The 15406-nt window shown below is 73.7% G+C and carries 13 protein-coding genes; 7 read left to right on the top strand and 6 right to left on the bottom strand.

Annotated elements, in window-relative coordinates; genetic code table 11:
* Positions 1-139 precede the first annotated feature (139 nt).
* Complete coding sequence (locus tag ABT299_RS14795; protein ID WP_500251086.1) at positions 140-1567, top strand: MFS transporter; 1428 nt, start codon at positions 140-142, stop codon at positions 1565-1567.
* Between the two features lie 54 nt (positions 1568-1621).
* Here ABT299_RS14795 and ABT299_RS14790 read toward each other — a convergent pair whose 3' ends face one another.
* Entirely contained in the window at positions 1622-2017 is a 396-nt protein-coding gene (locus ABT299_RS14790; RefSeq protein WP_190868487.1) for a cold shock domain-containing protein, read from the bottom strand.
* Positions 2018-2203: 186 nt separating this feature from the next.
* A complete protein-coding gene (locus ABT299_RS14785; RefSeq protein ID WP_347257155.1) occupies positions 2204-2854 on the bottom strand; it encodes an HAD family hydrolase in 651 nt (216 codons plus the stop codon).
* A 352-nt stretch (positions 2855-3206) separates the two neighbouring features.
* On the opposite strand from ABT299_RS14785, the gene ABT299_RS14780 reads away from it, so the two are divergent.
* The gene (locus tag ABT299_RS14780; protein WP_500251085.1) at positions 3207-3677 is read left to right on the top strand and encodes a hypothetical protein; all 471 of its coding nucleotides are present in this window, start codon (positions 3207-3209) and stop codon (positions 3675-3677) included.
* 6 nt (positions 3678-3683) lie between these two features.
* Here the strand turns inward: ABT299_RS14780 and ABT299_RS14775 are convergent, their stop codons facing one another.
* Positions 3684-4163 carry a GNAT family N-acetyltransferase gene (locus ABT299_RS14775; protein WP_241756582.1) on the bottom strand — a complete coding sequence of 160 codons (480 nt, stop codon included), beginning with the start codon at positions 4161-4163 and terminating at the stop codon, positions 3684-3686.
* A 165-nt stretch (positions 4164-4328) separates the two neighbouring features.
* Here ABT299_RS14775 and ABT299_RS14770 point away from each other — a divergent pair, with 165 nt between their 5' ends.
* From ABT299_RS14770 to ABT299_RS14760, 3 genes are all read left to right on the top strand, one after another.
* Positions 4329-4946, top strand: a complete 618-nt coding sequence (locus tag ABT299_RS14770; protein ID WP_387027506.1) for a TetR/AcrR family transcriptional regulator — start codon at positions 4329-4331, stop codon at positions 4944-4946.
* 202 nt (positions 4947-5148) lie between these two features.
* Positions 5149-7530 (top strand): helicase-associated domain-containing protein, encoded by a 2382-nt coding sequence (locus ABT299_RS14765; protein WP_500251084.1) that lies wholly within the window; start codon positions 5149-5151, stop codon positions 7528-7530.
* A gap of 187 nt (positions 7531-7717) precedes the next feature.
* Entirely contained in the window at positions 7718-8116 is a 399-nt protein-coding gene (locus tag ABT299_RS14760; RefSeq protein ID WP_387027502.1) for a hypothetical protein, read from the top strand.
* Here the strand turns inward: ABT299_RS14760 and ABT299_RS14755 are convergent.
* The gene (locus ABT299_RS14755; protein WP_500251083.1) at positions 8092-9531 is read right to left on the bottom strand and encodes an MFS transporter; all 1440 of its coding nucleotides are present in this window, start codon (positions 9529-9531) and stop codon (positions 8092-8094) included. The genes ABT299_RS14760 and ABT299_RS14755 overlap by 25 nt on opposite strands.
* 111 nt (positions 9532-9642) lie before the next feature.
* On the opposite strand from ABT299_RS14755, the gene ABT299_RS14750 reads away from it, so the two are divergent.
* Both ABT299_RS14750 and ABT299_RS14745 read left to right on the top strand, forming a co-directional pair.
* Positions 9643-9948, top strand: a complete 306-nt coding sequence (locus ABT299_RS14750) for an ArsR/SmtB family transcription factor (RefSeq protein ID WP_387027498.1) — start codon at positions 9643-9645, stop codon at positions 9946-9948.
* 225 nt (positions 9949-10173) lie between these two features.
* On the top strand, positions 10174-11826 hold the full coding sequence (locus tag ABT299_RS14745; protein WP_190868494.1) for a DNA repair helicase XPB: 1653 nt from the start codon (positions 10174-10176) through the stop codon (positions 11824-11826).
* Between the two features lie 117 nt (positions 11827-11943).
* Here the strand turns inward: ABT299_RS14745 and ABT299_RS14740 are convergent, their stop codons facing one another.
* Both ABT299_RS14740 and ABT299_RS14735 read right to left on the bottom strand, forming a co-directional pair.
* Positions 11944-14229 carry a peptidoglycan recognition protein family protein gene (locus tag ABT299_RS14740; protein WP_500251082.1) on the bottom strand — a complete coding sequence of 762 codons (2286 nt, stop codon included), beginning with the start codon at positions 14227-14229 and terminating at the stop codon, positions 11944-11946.
* Between the two features lie 133 nt (positions 14230-14362).
* Positions 14363-14869 (bottom strand): hypothetical protein, encoded by a 507-nt coding sequence (locus tag ABT299_RS14735; RefSeq protein WP_500251081.1) that lies wholly within the window; start codon positions 14867-14869, stop codon positions 14363-14365.
* Between the last annotated feature and the right edge of the window lie 537 nt (positions 14870-15406).

Genomic DNA, 15406 nt, shown 5'->3' with positions numbered 1-15406 from the left:
ACACGCGGGCCGCGGCGGGCGCGAGGTGATCCGGCCCGCCGAAAGGGAACGTACTCTCAATCAGGCGGCCGGATGCGCGACCAGGCGGGTCGCGACGGCCGGAGGCGGCACGAATCCCGCGAGGAGAGATCAGGGCGCGATGGGACTGCGACGCTCCGTACGCGTCGGTGTGGGCGGCGCGGGCAGGACGCTGCGCGGCATGCGCTCGGCCGCGTGCGGCGCCGGGCGGCTCACCCGGCGTGTCACGCACGCGCGCGGCGCCGGGCGCAGCGGCCTCGGCGACCTCATCGAGGCGTCCGCGCTGAACTCGGCCGGCGACGCGATGGTCACCGTCGCGCTCGCCGGGACGCTGTTCTTCGGCCTGGACGTCAACCAGGCGCGCGGCCAGGTCGCCCTCTACCTGCTCGTCACGATGGCGCCGTTCGCGCTGGTCGCGCCGCTGATCGGCCCCGCGCTCGACCGGATGCGGCACGTCCGCCGGTACGCGGTGGCCGCCACGTTCGCGATCCGCGGGCTGCTGTGCTGGGGCATGGCGGGCGCCGTCGCGCACAACGACCCGGTCACCTTCCTGCCCGCCGCGTTCGGCGTCCTGGTGACCTCGAAGGCGTACGGGGTGCTGCGCGCGGCGGTGACGCCGCAGCTGCTGCCGGACGAGATCACGCTGGTCACGGCCAACGCGCGGGCCTCGTTCGCCGGGCTGATCGCCTCCTCGGTCGCCGCTCCGGCGGGCGCTGGCCTCGCCGTGCTGATCGGCCCCGGCTGGGTGCTGCGGATCGGTACGGCGCTGTTCCTGCTCGGCATCGTGTTCGCGATGCGGCTGCCGAAGCACGTGGACATGCCCGACACCGCCGAGGCGCCGCCGGACGCGGCCGCCACCGGAACCGGTGCCGGGGACGCGGCGGACGCCGAGCCCGGCCGGCCCGCCCGGCACTGGCGGACGCTGCCCCGCGTCGGCCCGGTCGTCGCGGAGGCGATGCAGGCGAACGCCGTGCTGCGCGCCCTGTCCGGCTTCCTCGTGCTCTACCTGGCGTTCCTGCTCCGACAGGAGCGGTTCGACCCGGTGTCGCACAACCTCGCGCTCGGCCTGCTCGCGGCGTTCGCGGGCGCCGGCGGCCTGATCGGCACCGCCCTCGGCGCCTGGATGAAGGCGCGGGCGCCCCGGCTGATCGTCACCGCGACGCTCGCCGCCGTCACCGCCGTGACCGCCGTCAGCGCACTGTTCTTCGGCCTGTGGGCGGCGCTCGCGGTGGCGCTCGCGGCCGGTCTCGGCCAGGTCCTCGGCAAGCTGTCGATGGACGCGGTCGTGCAGCGGGAGATCGGCGAGGAGGTCCGCTCGTCCACGTTCGCGGTGACCGAGACGCTGCACCAGCTCGCCTGGGTGGTCGGCGGGCTGGTCGGCCTCGGCATGTCGATCGTCGCGGACGGCCGGGTCGCGCTGGCGGTCGTCGCGGCGGCGCTCGCGCTGTCGCTCGGCCTGCTGCTGACCCGCCGCGCGGGCACGCGCCACCGCGTCCCGGCCGCGGCGGGCACCCCGATCAAGGACGCGCACACGCGGATGCGCGCCTGACGCACCACCGCGAGGCGCGCCCTCCAGAGGCGCCCTGCTCAGGGCGCCGTCCGGTCAGGGGCTGATGTCGTCCGCCACCGCGCGCAGCACGGTCGCGATCTTCTTCGCCTCGGCCGGCGCCGGATGCTTGCCGCGCCGGTAGGTGTTGGAGATCCCGTCGAGCAGCTTGATCAGGTCCTCGGTGATGACGACCATCTCGTCCGGCTTCTTGCGCCGCTGCTTGGCGATGGTCCGCTCGACCGACGGCAGGCTCTCCAGCACGCGCACCTGCAGCGCCTGCTGGCCGCGCCGGCCCTCGACCACGCCGAACTCGATGCGCTGGCCTGGCTTGAGCGTCGTCACGCCGCCCGGCAACGCCGAGGAGTGCACGAAGACCTCACCGCCGTCGTCGCGGGTGAGGAAGCCGAACCCCTTGTCGGAGTCGTACCACTTGACCTTGCCAGTCGGCACGGGATACCTCGTTCGGTAATCGTCCTGAATCGACCCCAAGATTAGTGCCTCGCCGGGTACCGGTGAACACGCCGGGACCCCCGCGAAGCCCCTGGGGCAACGGGATGAAGCTATCCCGGACGCCGCCTCCGCGGCACCTCGATATCGGCCCCGCCGGCACCCCGCGAGAGGCGGCCCGGCGCTCCGTCAGACCGCCGCGAACCCCGTGAGCCACCCGGGGAAGGCGGTCAGGTCGGGCAGGACGACGTCCGCCCCGTAGGCGGTGAGGGCGGCGGAGTCGAACGCGCCGGTCGCGACCGCGACGGCCACGGCGGACGCGGCGCGCGCGGCGTCCACGTCACCGGTGTGGTCGCCGATGTAGGCGCGCGCGCCGTGCTCGCGGAGCGCGGCGCCCTTGTCGGCGCCGAACAGCCCGCCGACGACGGTGTCCACGTCCAGCCCCAGGAAGCGGACGGTCCGCTCGGTGTCGCGCTGGTTCTTCCCGGACACGACGACCACCCGGCCGCCCACCGCGCGGACGGCCTCCAGCGCCGCGACGGCGCCCGGCATGGCCTCGGTCACCGGGAGCGCGACGTCCGGGTAGAGCGCCCGGTACAGCTCCGCCATCGCGGGGATCCGCTCTGGCGGGAACCAGTACGCCAGCTCGACCTCCAGCGGCGGGCCGAGTCGCCGGACGACGGCGTCGATGTCGATGGGGACACCGGTCTCCGCCGCGATCGCCGCGTACACCGCGCCGATGGCGGCGCGCGTGTCGGCCAGCGTGAGGTCGAGATCGAAGCCGACGGAGAAATCGGCACCATCCGGACGGGGAATCTTCGGCGAATCAAGGTCCAGCACGCCACACAGGGTAAAGGTCCGGTATGGAGCGAAAGCCAACGCCGGGGCGCGCGCGGGACGGACCGCGGCGACCAGGCCCTCGCCGAACGGGCCCGGACGCAAGTACCCGCGCTCTCCCGGTAGTGGCGATGCGACGGGATCCGAGTAGGAGAGCGCGGGAACTCTTGGCGCGGGGACCTGTGGTGCCCGGGCCCGGTCTGGTCTGCCGGGTTCCGGGCGGCCGCCCGTGTCGAGGTGATACCCGCGGCCCCTGGCGAAAACCGCCTGACCAGGAAAAACGTAGGGCTCGAACGAGCCACCACCACCCCAAGGACGATCAGCCGCAGGCCGGCCCGGCGAAGGAGGGCGCCCCATGGCGGACAACAGGGCAGACGACACGGACCGCACGATGAGCGCGCAGGAACCGGTGAGGCGGGACCCCGCCCGTACCGAACCCGCCGGGACGAGCACCACGGCGCGGCACGCCATGACCGGGACGCGCGTCGACCCGGGCGACCACCGGTCGCGGCGGCCGTTCACCGCGTCCGCGGCGGCCGCCCGCAGACGCACCGTCAACCTGATCGCCACGGTGATCTCGGTCGTGACGACGATCGTGGTGCTGGTGCTGGCGGTGCACATCCTGTTCGTGGTGTTCGATGCCAACACCGGCAACGACATCGTGCACTGGTTCGGCGCGCGCGCGGACGAGCTGGCCTGGCAGTTCAAGGACGTCTTCCAGCCCGACAACGCCAAGGTCGACATCGCCGTCAACTACGGCCTCGCCGCTCTCGTCTACCTCGTCATCGGGCGGATCATCGTGGCCGTCGTCCGCCGCGCCGCCTGACCCCTGCTACCGGCCGGGGAAGCGGACGACGTCGAACGGCCACGCCGTGGTGACCCACTCGCGGACGAAGTCCTCCAGGTCCTTCTCCAGCGCGGTGTCCTCCTCGTCGGCGCGGACCCAGAACACCACGACGGCGTCGGCGCCGGGCTCGTCGGACGGGGCGACGTGGATGCGGCCGAGCTGGCGTTCCCCGTCCGGCGTGTTCACCACGTAGCTGAAGGAGCGGCGCAGCTGACCCTCCTTCTGCAGCCACGCGACGTCGATCAGCGCCTGCTCGAAGGTGAACTCGCGGTCCGGCCAGCCCCACTCCGGGCCGAACCGGCCGGCGAGCCGGTCCAGGCTGCCGATCACCGCGCCGTAGTCCTTGACGACGTCGTGGACGGTGATCGGGCGGATCTGGAACCGGGGTCCGGCGACCAGCGTGGGCACCACGAAGTCCTCGGGGAGGAAGGCCCCGTCGGCCGCCTTCCGCGGAGACATGAACATCGTCGACCCTTCCGGCGACGCCCCTTCCGGCACAGGGGCGCGGGCATCGAACTCTAGTCGCCCCCGGCGCGGGGCGAGACGCGTCACGAATTCGGGCGCGCCGGGGCGCGGCAGGAGCCCGCAGGTCCAAGATGCCTTACTGTTCTTCCGGAGGAATTCATCACCATGACGACATCTACGCGCGAGCGGATCGTGGCCGAGTCGCTCCGTCTGTTCGCCGACCGGGGCTACGCGGCGACCTCGGTGGCCGAGATCGAGGCGGCGGCCGGGCTGTCGCCCGGCGCGGGGGGCCTGTACCGGCACTTCCGGTCGAAGGAGGAGGTGCTGGCCTCCGCGATCCGCGAGCACATCGAGCGGACCCGGCAGCAGATCACCACCGTGCTGGACCAGGCGGAGGTGTTCGCCGACCGCCCGCTCGAGGTGCGGCTGCGGATGACCTGCCAGGCCGGGCTGGCGAAGATGCGCGAGGAGCAGGACCTGATCCGGGTGCTGTTCCGCGACCTCGACCAGTTCCCGAACCTGGTCGCCGAGATGCGCGAGGGCATCGTCAACCCGCTGTACGACGGCATCGCGACCTGGCTGTCGCAGCAGCCGGAGTACGCGGGCGCCGAGGAGGACTGGGCGGCGGTCGCCTCGATCCTGGGCGGCGCCGTCGTCAACTACTGGCTGGCGAACGAGTCGATGTACGAGCCGCCGACGCGGATCGACGAGAAGCGGTTCGTGGAGAGCTGGGCCCGGCTCGGGCTCGGCCTGGTGAACCTGGAGCGCACGCCGGCGTCCTGACCCGCCGTTCCGGCCGGTTCCCGTATCGCGCCGGACGGCGTGTCCGGCACGCGTTCCTCCACGTGCCGCCGCGCCGGACCGGCCGCACCGTTCCGCTCATACGCTGGGAGGGTCCCGCACTCGCAGCGTCCGACATGCGGAAACGCCCCGTTTCCGGGGCGCGGCGAGCCGGGACGCCCGCGACACTAAGGTGGCGAACGGCATGGAATCGTATGCGGACTGGCTGCGCGCACGAGCCGACGACGAGCTCCGCGCGCTGCTGTCCGCGCGTCCGGAGCTGCTCGCGCCCGTCCCCGCGGACCTGACCGCGCTCGCCGCGCGCGCCGCGACGCCCGCCGCGGTGTCGCGCGCCCTCGACCGGCTCGACCGGTTCACGCTCGCGGCGCTGGAGGCGGTCCTCGTCCTGCCCTCGCCGGTGCTCCCGGACGCGCTGGCCGCCGCGCTCGGCGCCACCGCGGACCAGGCCGGCGACGCCGTCGACCGGCTGCTGCGGTTCGGGCTCGTGTGGAACGGCGGCGACGGCGCGCTGAACGCCGCGCCGGGCGTCCGGCAGGGCCTGCCGCATCCGGCGGGGCTGGGCCCGCCCGTCCGGGAGGTGTTCGCCGGATACCCCGTCGAGCGGCTCGCCGCACTGGTCACCGACCTGCAGGGCGAGGCGCCGCGCGGGTTCGCCGACGCGGCCCGGCTGCTGCGCCGGCTCGCCGAGCTGCTGGCCGACCCGGCGCCGCTGGTCGAGGCCGCCGGCCCGGAGGCCCGGTCCGCGCTGGACGCGCTCGCCTGGGGGCCTCCGGTGGGGCGGGTCGCCGACGCGCGCCGTCCCGTCCGGGTCGACACCGCCGCGACCCCGATCGAGCGCCTCCTCGCGCGCGGGCTCCTCGCCGCCGAGGACGACCGGACGGTCACGCTGCCCCGGGAGATCGCGCTCCACCTGCGCGGCGGCCGCCTGTTCCAGGACCTCCCGGCCGAGCCGCCGCCGCTCGGCGACGCGCCGTCCGGTGGCCCGCGCGGCGAGGACATGGTGGTCCGCGCCGCCGCCGGCGAGGCGTTCAACGCGGTCCGGCTCATCGAGGAGCTGCTGGAGCGCTGGGGCCTGGACCCGCCGCCGGTGCTGCGCAGCGGCGGCCTGGCCGTCCGCGACCTGCGCAACGCCGCGACGCTGCTGGACGTCCCGGAGTGGAAGGCGGCGCTGCTGGTCGAGGTCGCGTACGCGGCGGGCCTGCTCACCCGCAGCGGCGACCTCGACGGCGAGTGGCTGCCGACCCCCGCCTACGACCTGTGGCTGATGCGCGACACCGCGGGCCGCTGGACGGAGCTGGCGCGCGGCTGGCTGAAGTCGGACCGGGCCGCCGGCCTCGCCGGGGAGCGCGACGACCGGGACCGGTTGATCAACGCGCTGAGCGAGGCGATGGTGCGCAGCAGCGCGCCCGCGACCCGCCGCACCGTCCTGGAGATCCTCGCGGGCGCCGAGCGCGGCACCGCGGTGGACGCCGACGCGCTGCGGGCCCGGCTGGCGTGGCTGCGCCCCCGGCGCGGCGGCCCGGCCCGCGACCGGCTGGTCGGCTGGACGCTGCGCGAGGCGGCGGCGCTCGGCCTCACCGGGTTCGGCGAGCTCGCGCCGTTCGCCCGCGACCTGCTCGCCGGCGGCGACCCCGAGCCCGGCCTGGAGAAGTACCTGCCCGACCCGGTCGACCGGATCCTCATCCAGGCGGACCTGACCGCCGTCGCGCCGGGCCCGCTGGTCACCGAGCTGAGCCGGGAGCTGGCGCTCGCCGCCGACGTCGAGTCGACCGGCGGCGCGACCGTGTACCGGTTCACCCCCGAGTCGATCCGCCGCGCCCTGGACGCCGGGCGCACCGCCGACGACGTCACCGGCCTGCTGGCCCGGCACTCGGCGACGCCGCTGCCGCAGCCGCTCACCTACCTCATCGACGACGTGGCGCGCCGGCACGGGCACCTGCGGGTCGGCTCCCTCGCCTCGTACGTGCGGACGGACTCCGCCGGCACGCTGGACGAGATCCTCGCCGACCGGCGCGCGGCGGCGCTGCGGCTGCACAGGCTCGCCCCGACGGTGCTGGCGTCCAGCCTGCACCGCGGCGAGCTGCTCGACGGGCTGCGCGCGATGGGCCTCGCGCCGGTGGCCGAGTCGCCGGGCGGCGGGGTGATCGTGACGCGGCCGGACGCGCAGCGCGCCGAGCCGCCGCCGACCGCCGAGATCGTCCGGCTGCGCCCGGACGAGACCGCGGACGACTCGATGATCTCGGCGGCGGTGCGCGCGCTGCGGGCCGGCGACGAGGCGGCCCGGCACGGCGCCGAGCAGGCGCGGCTGCGCGCGGACGCCCCGTCCGGGGAGCCGCCCCGGTCCCCGGCGATGGCGACGATCGAGCGGCTGCGCGGCGCCGTCGACCGCGGCGGCCGGGTCTGGATCGGCTACCTCGACCAGCAGGGCCAGGCGTCCAGCCGGATCGTCGAGCCGGTCCGGGTGGAGGGCGGCTTCCTCACCGGCTACGACGCGACCCGCGCCGCCGTGCACCGGTTCGCGCTGCACCGCATCACCGGCGTCGCCGAGCTGGACGACGAGTCCTGACCCGGCTGGCGCACTGACCCGGCTGGCACAGTGCCCCGGCTGGCACACTGACCCGTTCGCACACTGACCCGGCCGGATGCGGCCTGAGGGCACCGGGGGCCGAAGGGAACCGGCGGAACGCCCGATCTGTCCAACCATGTGCGCTATCGGGCCGGTACCGTGCCCTCAAGCGCGAGGAGGGCTACCGGTGAGCGGATACGGAGGGGTGCCGCCCGGCTGGCACGACCCGTACGGCGGCTACGGGCAGGGCGGGACGCCGGGATGGGACGACGCCGGCGCGTACGGCCCGTACGGGCCGCCCGGCGTGCCGCAGGCGCCGGCGAACAACGGCTCCGCCATCGCGGCGCTGGTGTGCAACTGCGTCGTGGCGCTGCTGTGCTGCAACATCGTCGCCATCCCCGGCATCGTGACGGGCGCGCTCGCCCTCGGCCGCGTGCAGACCGACCCGGCCTCGGCGCGGCGGCTGACGATCTGGAGCTGGTCGCTGTTCGCGGCGTCGCTGCTGATCGGCATCATCATCGCGGTCGTCTACTTCGTCGTCATCCTCACCCACGACCCGGGCTACACCTCGACCGGCGGGGTCTGAACCGGGGCCGGCGCCGCGGCGCGCCGGCGGTGCAGCGCGAGCGCGACGAGCATCCCGGCGGCCATGCCCGCGGCGGCGAGCAGCACGGCGGTGCGGCCCCCGTCGGCGATCGCGGCCCGCAGCAGGTCGCCGGTGCGCCCGCCCGTTCCGGCGTTCGCGACCGCGGTCAGCACGGCCAGACCGATCGCGTTGCCGAGGTTCAGCGCCGTGGACGCCATCCCGTTCGCGACGCCCTGCCGCTCCGGCGCGACGCCGGTGGACGCGGCGATCCACATCGCCGTCCACACGAGCCCCTGCCCGACCCCCGACACGACCAGTCCCGGCACGGTCGTGAGGAACGCGGCGTCGACGTCGAACCCGGCGGCGAGCAGCGCGGTTCCCGCGACCCCGGCGGCGAACCCGACGACGAGCGTCCGCCGCGTCCCGAACCGCCCCACCATCCGCTCGCCGAGCTGGGTGCCGGTGGCGATCGCCACGGACGGGACGAGGAACGCCAGGCCCGTCTCCAGCGCCGAGAAGCCGTGCACGTTCTGGAACAGGACCGTCAGGAAGTACGGCAGCGCGCCGAACGTCCCCATGAACACGAACGTGGTGGCGACCCCGACGACGAGGCTGCGGTTGCGCAGCAGCCCGAACGGCATCAGCGGATCCGCGCCGCGCGCCTCGATCACGGCGAACGCGGCCAGCAGCACGGCGGCGGCGGCGAACGCGCCGATGATCGGCGGGTCCGTCCAGCCGGTCTCCGGTCCCTGGACGAGCCCGAACACCAGCAGGGTCGCGCCGCCGGTCACGGTCAGTGCGCCGGGCAGGTCGAACCGGCGCCGCTCCCGGACCGCGCCGCGCCGGTCGTCCGGGATCAGGAACAGCGCCGCGACCGCGACGAGCCCGGCCAGCGGGACGTTCACGAAGAACACGGCGGGCCACCCGAACGCCTGCGTCAGGACGCCGCCGAGCAGCGCGCCGATGGTCAGCCCGCTCGCCCCGGCGCCGCCCCACACCGCGAGGGCCCGGTTGCGGCGCGGCCCCTCCTCGAACAGCGTGTTGAGCAGCGACAGGGTGGACGGCAGCAGCAGCGCCCCGCCGATCCCCTGGACGGCCCGCGCCGCGATGATCACTCCGGGCGCGCCCGCGAGACCGCCGGCGAGCGAGGACAGCGCGTAGACGGTGAGGGCGGCGACGAACGTCCGGCGGCGTCCGAGCAGGTCGGCGGCGCGCCCGCCGAGCAGCAGGAACCCGCCGGCCAGCACCACGTAGGCGCTGATGACCCACTGCTGGGTCTGGCCGGAGAAGCCGAGGTCGGCGCCGATGTCGGGGAGCGCCACGTAGACGATGTTGAGGTCCAGGGAGAAGATCAGCTGCGCCAGGGCCAGGAGCGCGAGGCTCCCGCCCGTCCGGCGGCGATCGGGTGCGGGCATGCGAACGGTCCTGCCTTCTCGGAAGATCGGAAACGACTGTTCGAATGTTCTCGTACAGTCCTACTGTTCGTCAATATTCGTACTGACGTACTCTCGCGTAGGCTGGTGGGCATGATCGCCCAGCACCCCGACCGGGACCAGATCCTGCTGGAGAACGTCCTCGCCGCCCTCGGCAACCCGCTGCGGCTGCGCATCGTCGGCGTCCTCTCCGACGGCGGCGAGCACAACTGCGGCAGCATCCTCGACGACATCTCGAAGTCGACGCTCACCCACCACTGGCGCGTCCTGCGCGACAGCGGCGTCATCTGGCAGCGCCCCCACGGCCGCGAGAACCTCCTCTCGCTCCGCCGCGACGACCTCGAAGCGCGCTTCCCCGGCCTGCTCGCCTCCGTCTGCGGCGCCCTCACCGGCCGCTGACGCCGTATCGGCGCCCACGAACGCGGTGCCGGCACCCGCGAACGCGCCGGCGGCCGCGAGTGCACTGGCGGCCGCGAACGCACTGGCGGCGGCCGACGCAATATCCCGGACGGATCGGGCGTTGAACCCTGCGGCCCGCCCGGAACGCGCGACGCGCCGGCATGCCTCGGGTAGCGTGCACGGCGTCCGGACGAGCCATCGCCATCATCGACGGGGGCTTCTGCATTGACCGACGGTCCGCTCATCGTCCAATCCGACAAGACGCTGCTGCTGGAGGTCGACCACGAACTGGCCGGCGCCTGCCGCAAGGACATCGCCCCGTTCGCCGAGCTCGAACGGGCGCCCGAGCACGTCCACACCTACCGGGTCACGCCGCTCGCGCTGTGGAACGCCCGCGCCGCCGGGCACGACGCCGAGCAGGTCGTCGACACCCTGATCACCTACTCCCGCTACCCCGTCCCGCACGCGCTCCTGGTCGACATCGCCGACACCATGGCGCGCTACGGGCGGCTGCGGCTGGAGAAGCACCCCGTGCACGGGCTCGTCCTGTCCTCCTCGGACCGCTCGGTCCTGGAGGAGGTGCTCCGCGCCAAGAAGATCAAGGGCATGATCGGCGACCGGGTCGCCGACGACACCGTCATCGTCCACCCGAGCGAGCGCGGCTCGCTGAAGCAGGCGCTGCTCAAGCTCGGCTGGCCCGCCGAGGACCTCGCCGGCTACGTCGACGGCGAGGCGCACGCCATCTCCCTCGTCCAGGACGGCTGGGAGCTGCGCTCCTACCAGCGCGACGCCGCCGAGGCGTTCTGGCACGGCGGGTCCGGCGTCGTCGTCCTGCCCTGCGGCGCGGGGAAGACCATCGTCGGCGCCGCCGCGATGGCCCGCGCCGAGGCGACCACGCTGATCCTGGTCACCAACACCGTCTCGGCCCACCAGTGGAAGCAGGAGCTGCTCCGGCGCACCTCGCTCACCGAGGACGAGATCGGCGAGTACACCGGCACGAAGAAGGAGATCCGGCCGGTCACCATCGCCACCTACCAGATCATGACGACGCGCCGGAAGGGCGTCTACACGCACCTGGAGCTGTTCGACGCCCGCGACTGGGGCCTGGTCGTCTACGACGAGGTCCACCTGCTGCCCGCGCCGATCTTCCGGATGACCGCGGACCTGCAGGCCCGCCGCCGCCTCGGCCTCACCGCCACGCTCGTCCGCGAGGACAACCGAGAGGGCGACGTGTTCTCCCTCATCGGCCCGAAGCGGTACGACGCGCCGTGGAAGGACATGGAGACGCAGGGCTGGATCGCGCCCGCCGACTGCGTCGAGGTCCGCGTCACCCTCACCGACTCCGAGCGGCTCGCGTACGCCACCGCCGAGCCCGAGGAGCGGTACCGCTTCTGCGCCACCACCGACACCAAGACCAAGCTCATCCAGGCGCTCGTCGACCGGCACCGCGGCGAGCAGACCCTCGTCATCGGCCAGTACATCGACCAGCTCGACGAGCTCGGCGCGCTGCTGGACGCGCCGGTCATCAAGGGCGAGACGCGGGTCCGCGAGCGCGAGCGGCTGTTCGACGCGTTCCGGTCCGGCGAGCTGAACGTGCTGGTCGTGTCGAAGGTCGCGAACTTCTCCATCGACCTGCCGGAGGCGACCGTCGCCGTCCAGGTGTCCGGCGCGTACGGGTCGCGGCAGGAGGAGGCGCAGCGCCTCGGCCGCCTCCTGCGGCCGAAGGCGTCCGGGCAGGGCGCCCGCTTCTACGCCGTCGTCGCCCGCGACACCCTCGACCAGGACTACGCCGCCCACCGGCAGCGCTTCCTCGCCGAGCAGGGCTACGCCTACCGGATCGTCGACGCCGACGCGGTCCTCGCGGGCGAGGAGATCTGACCGGCCGGCGGCATCCGAAGGACCTGCTGACGGCCGAAGGGCCAGGAGAGCCCGAAGAACGCGGAAAGGCCGAAGGGCCCGGCGTCGCGCACGCCGGGCCCTTCGGTGTCCGTCCCCTCAGCCGATGTAGGCGATCCCGTCGATGCAGACGGTCGGCCGCCCCGACGTCCCCGCGACGACGACCTTGATCGTGTGCTTGCCGCTGGACTTCCAGGCCCGCGACCAGACGAGCTGCCGGTACGCGAGCGTCGACGCGCGGGTGTCGAGCGTGCCGACCTTCACGCCGTCCACGTAGACGACGACCGCGCCCACGTTCGACTGCCGCTTGACGATCAGGCCCGCCTCGCGCCCGGTGAACGTCCAGCTCGCGCTCGCGCCCTTGCTCGCGCTGTAGAGCCCGTACCCGCCGAGGTAGGAGCTGTTCGTCGTCTTCTTCCAGGTGCCCGTGCGGGTCGACTGGCCCTCCGGCATGAGCGCGACGCTCCGGGAGATGCCGGACGCCGCGGTGTTCCCGGCGGCGTCGGCGGCGGTCAGCGACCACGACTGCGCCGTCCCCGGCTTCGCCGTCGCCGCCCAGCTCGTCGTGGTGGCCGCGAACGTCTTGGCGGCCGGCGACGTCGCCTTGACAGAGTTGAGCAGCGCGTTGTCGGTGGCCTTCCAGCCGAGCGTGACGGGAACGCCGGTGGTGCTGACCGTCGCCCGCCGCAGCGACAGCGCCGGCGGCGTCGCGAAGACGGGCTTGGTGACGTCCGCGACGACCGTGGACGCCGGCGAGTCGGCGGTGCTGCCGTCGCTGTACGTCGCGTGGACCACGACGCTGTGCGTGCCCGGCTGGAGCGTCAGCTCCGCGGACGACGCGCCCGCCGCCGGGGTCGCCGCGACCGCCCCGTCCACGCGGACCTGGTACGTCGCGGACGCGACCGGCTTCCACCCGACCGTCACCGTGCTCTTCGTGTAGTAGCGCCCGCCCGCGTTCGTCGCGCCGGTCAGCGTGACGGCCACCGCCGGGGTGGTGAGCTTCTTCGCGGCGGTGCGGATGTCGCCGAGCTTGGCGTACAGCTGCGCGCCCGGGCAGGCCGTGGCGAACCCGTCACGGTGCCCGGAGATCGTGTCGAACGACACCTTCTGCCCGTACGGGTACTTCCCGCCGGTCCCGTCCGGCGCCATCGACGTCAGCGTCGTCTTCCCCGTCGGGTCGACGCCCGTCAGGCCGAGCTTCCACGCCGCCACCTTCGCGACGCCGTTCAGCGCCGCCTGCGTCGGCGCGACGCCCGCCGGCGTCTCGTTCGCGTTCGTGTAGGTGCCGAGCACGGCGATCCCGGCCGTGTCGGTGTTGAACCCGTACGTGTGGGCGCCGTGCACCGGACGGTCGACGCCGCCCCCGCGGCCCTCGTACACGGTGCCGCACTTGTCCACGAGGAAGTTGTAGCCGATGTCGTTCCAGCCCTCGCTCTTCACGTGGTACAGGAAGATCGACCGCACCACGGACGGGGCCTCGGCGCACGTGTAGGAGTTGCCGGTGTCGGAGTGGTGGACGAACACCGCCTTCACCGACGTGTCGTACTCCGGCGGGTCCTTGACCAGCGACTCGTCGGCTCCCCACGCCGCCCGCGACACCATCGCCGGCTTCGGCGCGGTGACCGCGGTCGCGGCTCCCGCGGCCCCCGACGGCGAAGCGGTCGGGGTCGCGGTCGCGGTCGGCGTCGGAGACGGGGATTCGGACGGCGGCGTCTCGGACGGCGACGGTTCCGCGCCGCCGGAGTCGGTCGGTTCCGGAGCCGCGCTCGTCGATGTGTCCGGGGCGGGCGAGTCGCTCGGCCCGTCGACCGGGTCGGCTGCGGCCGCGAGCCGGACATCGGTGCCGCCCTCGCCCGCGGCGCGCGGACGGGACGTCCCGCTTCCGCCCGCGCCCCCTTCGGGGTCGACGAGGTCGACGCGCAACCCGGCCGGGAGGGTGCGGCCCTGCCCGGCCACCCGCACTTCAACGCCGTTGGAGGGGCCGACCCACAGGCCGTTCGTCCCGCCACGGCTCCCCGGCCCCGCGCTCTCACCGGAATCGGGGGCGTCCTGGGTGGCCGGCTCGACCTCCTGCCATCCCGACCAGCGTCCGGACGCGGCGTCCCGGGTCCGGACCCGGACCGTCCCGCGCAGTTCCGACCGCGGCTTGTCCCACGTCACGCCGAGCAGGCTGAACGGCTCGGTGGACGCGGCGGGCAGCCCCGCCACCTTCTTCGCCGCGCTGGCGGCCGTTAAGTCCCGCAACGCGTGCTGGGTGACGCGTCCGGGGCCGGGCTGAGCGGCCGCAGAGGTCGTGGCGTCCGACCCGTCGGAGACCAGATAGGTCACCGTTCCCGCGACGACGACCGCGGCGACGGACGCGCCGACCAAAGTACGCCTGAGCATGTCTCTCCGATCACGACCCGGTCCGAATCACCCTTCGGCCGGCATCACGGCGCCTGATCCTGCGCCTCTACCTCACCAGCGCCCCAAACCTCACGATTGTCACGCAAGCATCGGCCAGAAACAACGGGACGGATCACTGCCTCGGCAATGGCGGCTGCGGCACCGGAGCGGACGACCGTCCGGCGGCGGCGACGAACGCCGCGACGCCCACGCCGGTGATCACGAGGGACATCAGCAGCGCCAGGAACCAGCCGAAGTCCAGCGAGGCATGCAGCTGCTTCTCGAGGAGAGCGTGCACCACGGGAGGGAGCGCACGAGGCTGACCGTCGAGAACCGCGGACTTGGCGGAGTCGAGACGCGTGGCGGCGAGCCCCAGGGAGAGCAGACCGAGCAATCCCGGAATCGCCGCCGCACCGACGAGCCGTCCATTTCGGAGAACCGCGCCCACCACACCCAGGCCGCCGGCGGCCAGAGCGCACAGCAGCGTCAGGTAACCCCAGCCGACGGTGCCTTCGAAACCGTTGTACGACCTGTCCAGACTGTGAGCGGCACCCGACGAGAGCCCCTCCGCCTGCAACGTCACTTTCACCCATGGCAGGACCGCTGAGACCAGCAGCAGAAACGCCGCTCCCGCGACCACCAGCCCGAACCAATTCAGCCCGCGCCCAGGTGCCGCCTGCGGTCCGCCAGGCCCGAACGGAGCGCCCTGCTGGTACGGAACACCCGGATACCCGGGCCCTGGCGGACTTCCCGGCTGTGGCGGGCCACCGGGCCCTGGCGGACCTCCCGGTTGCGGTCCCCACTGAACCCCAGGGGGCATGCCCTGGGGCATTCCCGGGGGCCCGAACGGCTGCCCGTGATTGTCCGCCGGTGGATTCTGGCCCGGCTGCGGATGCGGAGTCGCCCACTGCGGCTGGCCTGGTTCTTGTGGCTGGCTCATGGTCGGCAGTCGTCCTCACTGGGAGCAGAGGCGGACGTCGGGGGGAGTCGCAGAGCCACCCTACTCTGACGAACAGTCCCGTCTACATAGCGAGCCGCACCGGACTTCACCGGCCGCCGGCGTCCCCGGATCCAGAAAAGGAAAAGGCCCCGCCGTGAACGGCGGGGCCTTCCTCACAAAATGTCCGGCGGTGTCCTACTCTCCCACACAGTCTCCCATGCAGTACCATCGGCGCTG

The organism is Spirillospora sp. NPDC000708 (genome assembly GCF_040299565.1).
Taxonomy (GTDB): domain Bacteria; phylum Actinomycetota; class Actinomycetes; order Streptosporangiales; family Streptosporangiaceae; genus Spirillospora.
Note: the sequence above shows the minus strand (reverse complement) of the source record. Positions and strands in the feature narration are given on the sequence as shown.

What these genes read in the sequence shown, in the direction of transcription:
- ABT299_RS14795 (WP_500251086.1), top strand. Translation starts at nt 140, where the DNA reads ATGGGACTGCGACGCTCCGTACGCGTCGGTGTGGGCGGCGCGGGCAGG.
- ABT299_RS14780 (WP_500251085.1), top strand. Translation starts at nt 3,207, where the DNA reads ATGGCGGACAACAGGGCAGACGACACGGACCGCACGATGAGCGCGCAG.
- ABT299_RS14775 (WP_241756582.1), bottom strand. Translation starts at nt 4,163, where the DNA reads ATGTTCATGTCTCCGCGGAAGGCGGCCGACGGGGCCTTCCTCCCCGAG.
- ABT299_RS14770 (WP_387027506.1), top strand. Translation starts at nt 4,329, where the DNA reads ATGACGACATCTACGCGCGAGCGGATCGTGGCCGAGTCGCTCCGTCTG.
- ABT299_RS14765 (WP_500251084.1), top strand. Translation starts at nt 5,149, where the DNA reads ATGGAATCGTATGCGGACTGGCTGCGCGCACGAGCCGACGACGAGCTC.
- ABT299_RS14755 (WP_500251083.1), bottom strand. Translation starts at nt 9,531, where the DNA reads ATGCCCGCACCCGATCGCCGCCGGACGGGCGGGAGCCTCGCGCTCCTG.
- ABT299_RS14750 (WP_387027498.1), top strand. Translation starts at nt 9,643, where the DNA reads ATGATCGCCCAGCACCCCGACCGGGACCAGATCCTGCTGGAGAACGTC.
- ABT299_RS14740 (WP_500251082.1), bottom strand. Translation starts at nt 14,229, where the DNA reads ATGCTCAGGCGTACTTTGGTCGGCGCGTCCGTCGCCGCGGTCGTCGTC.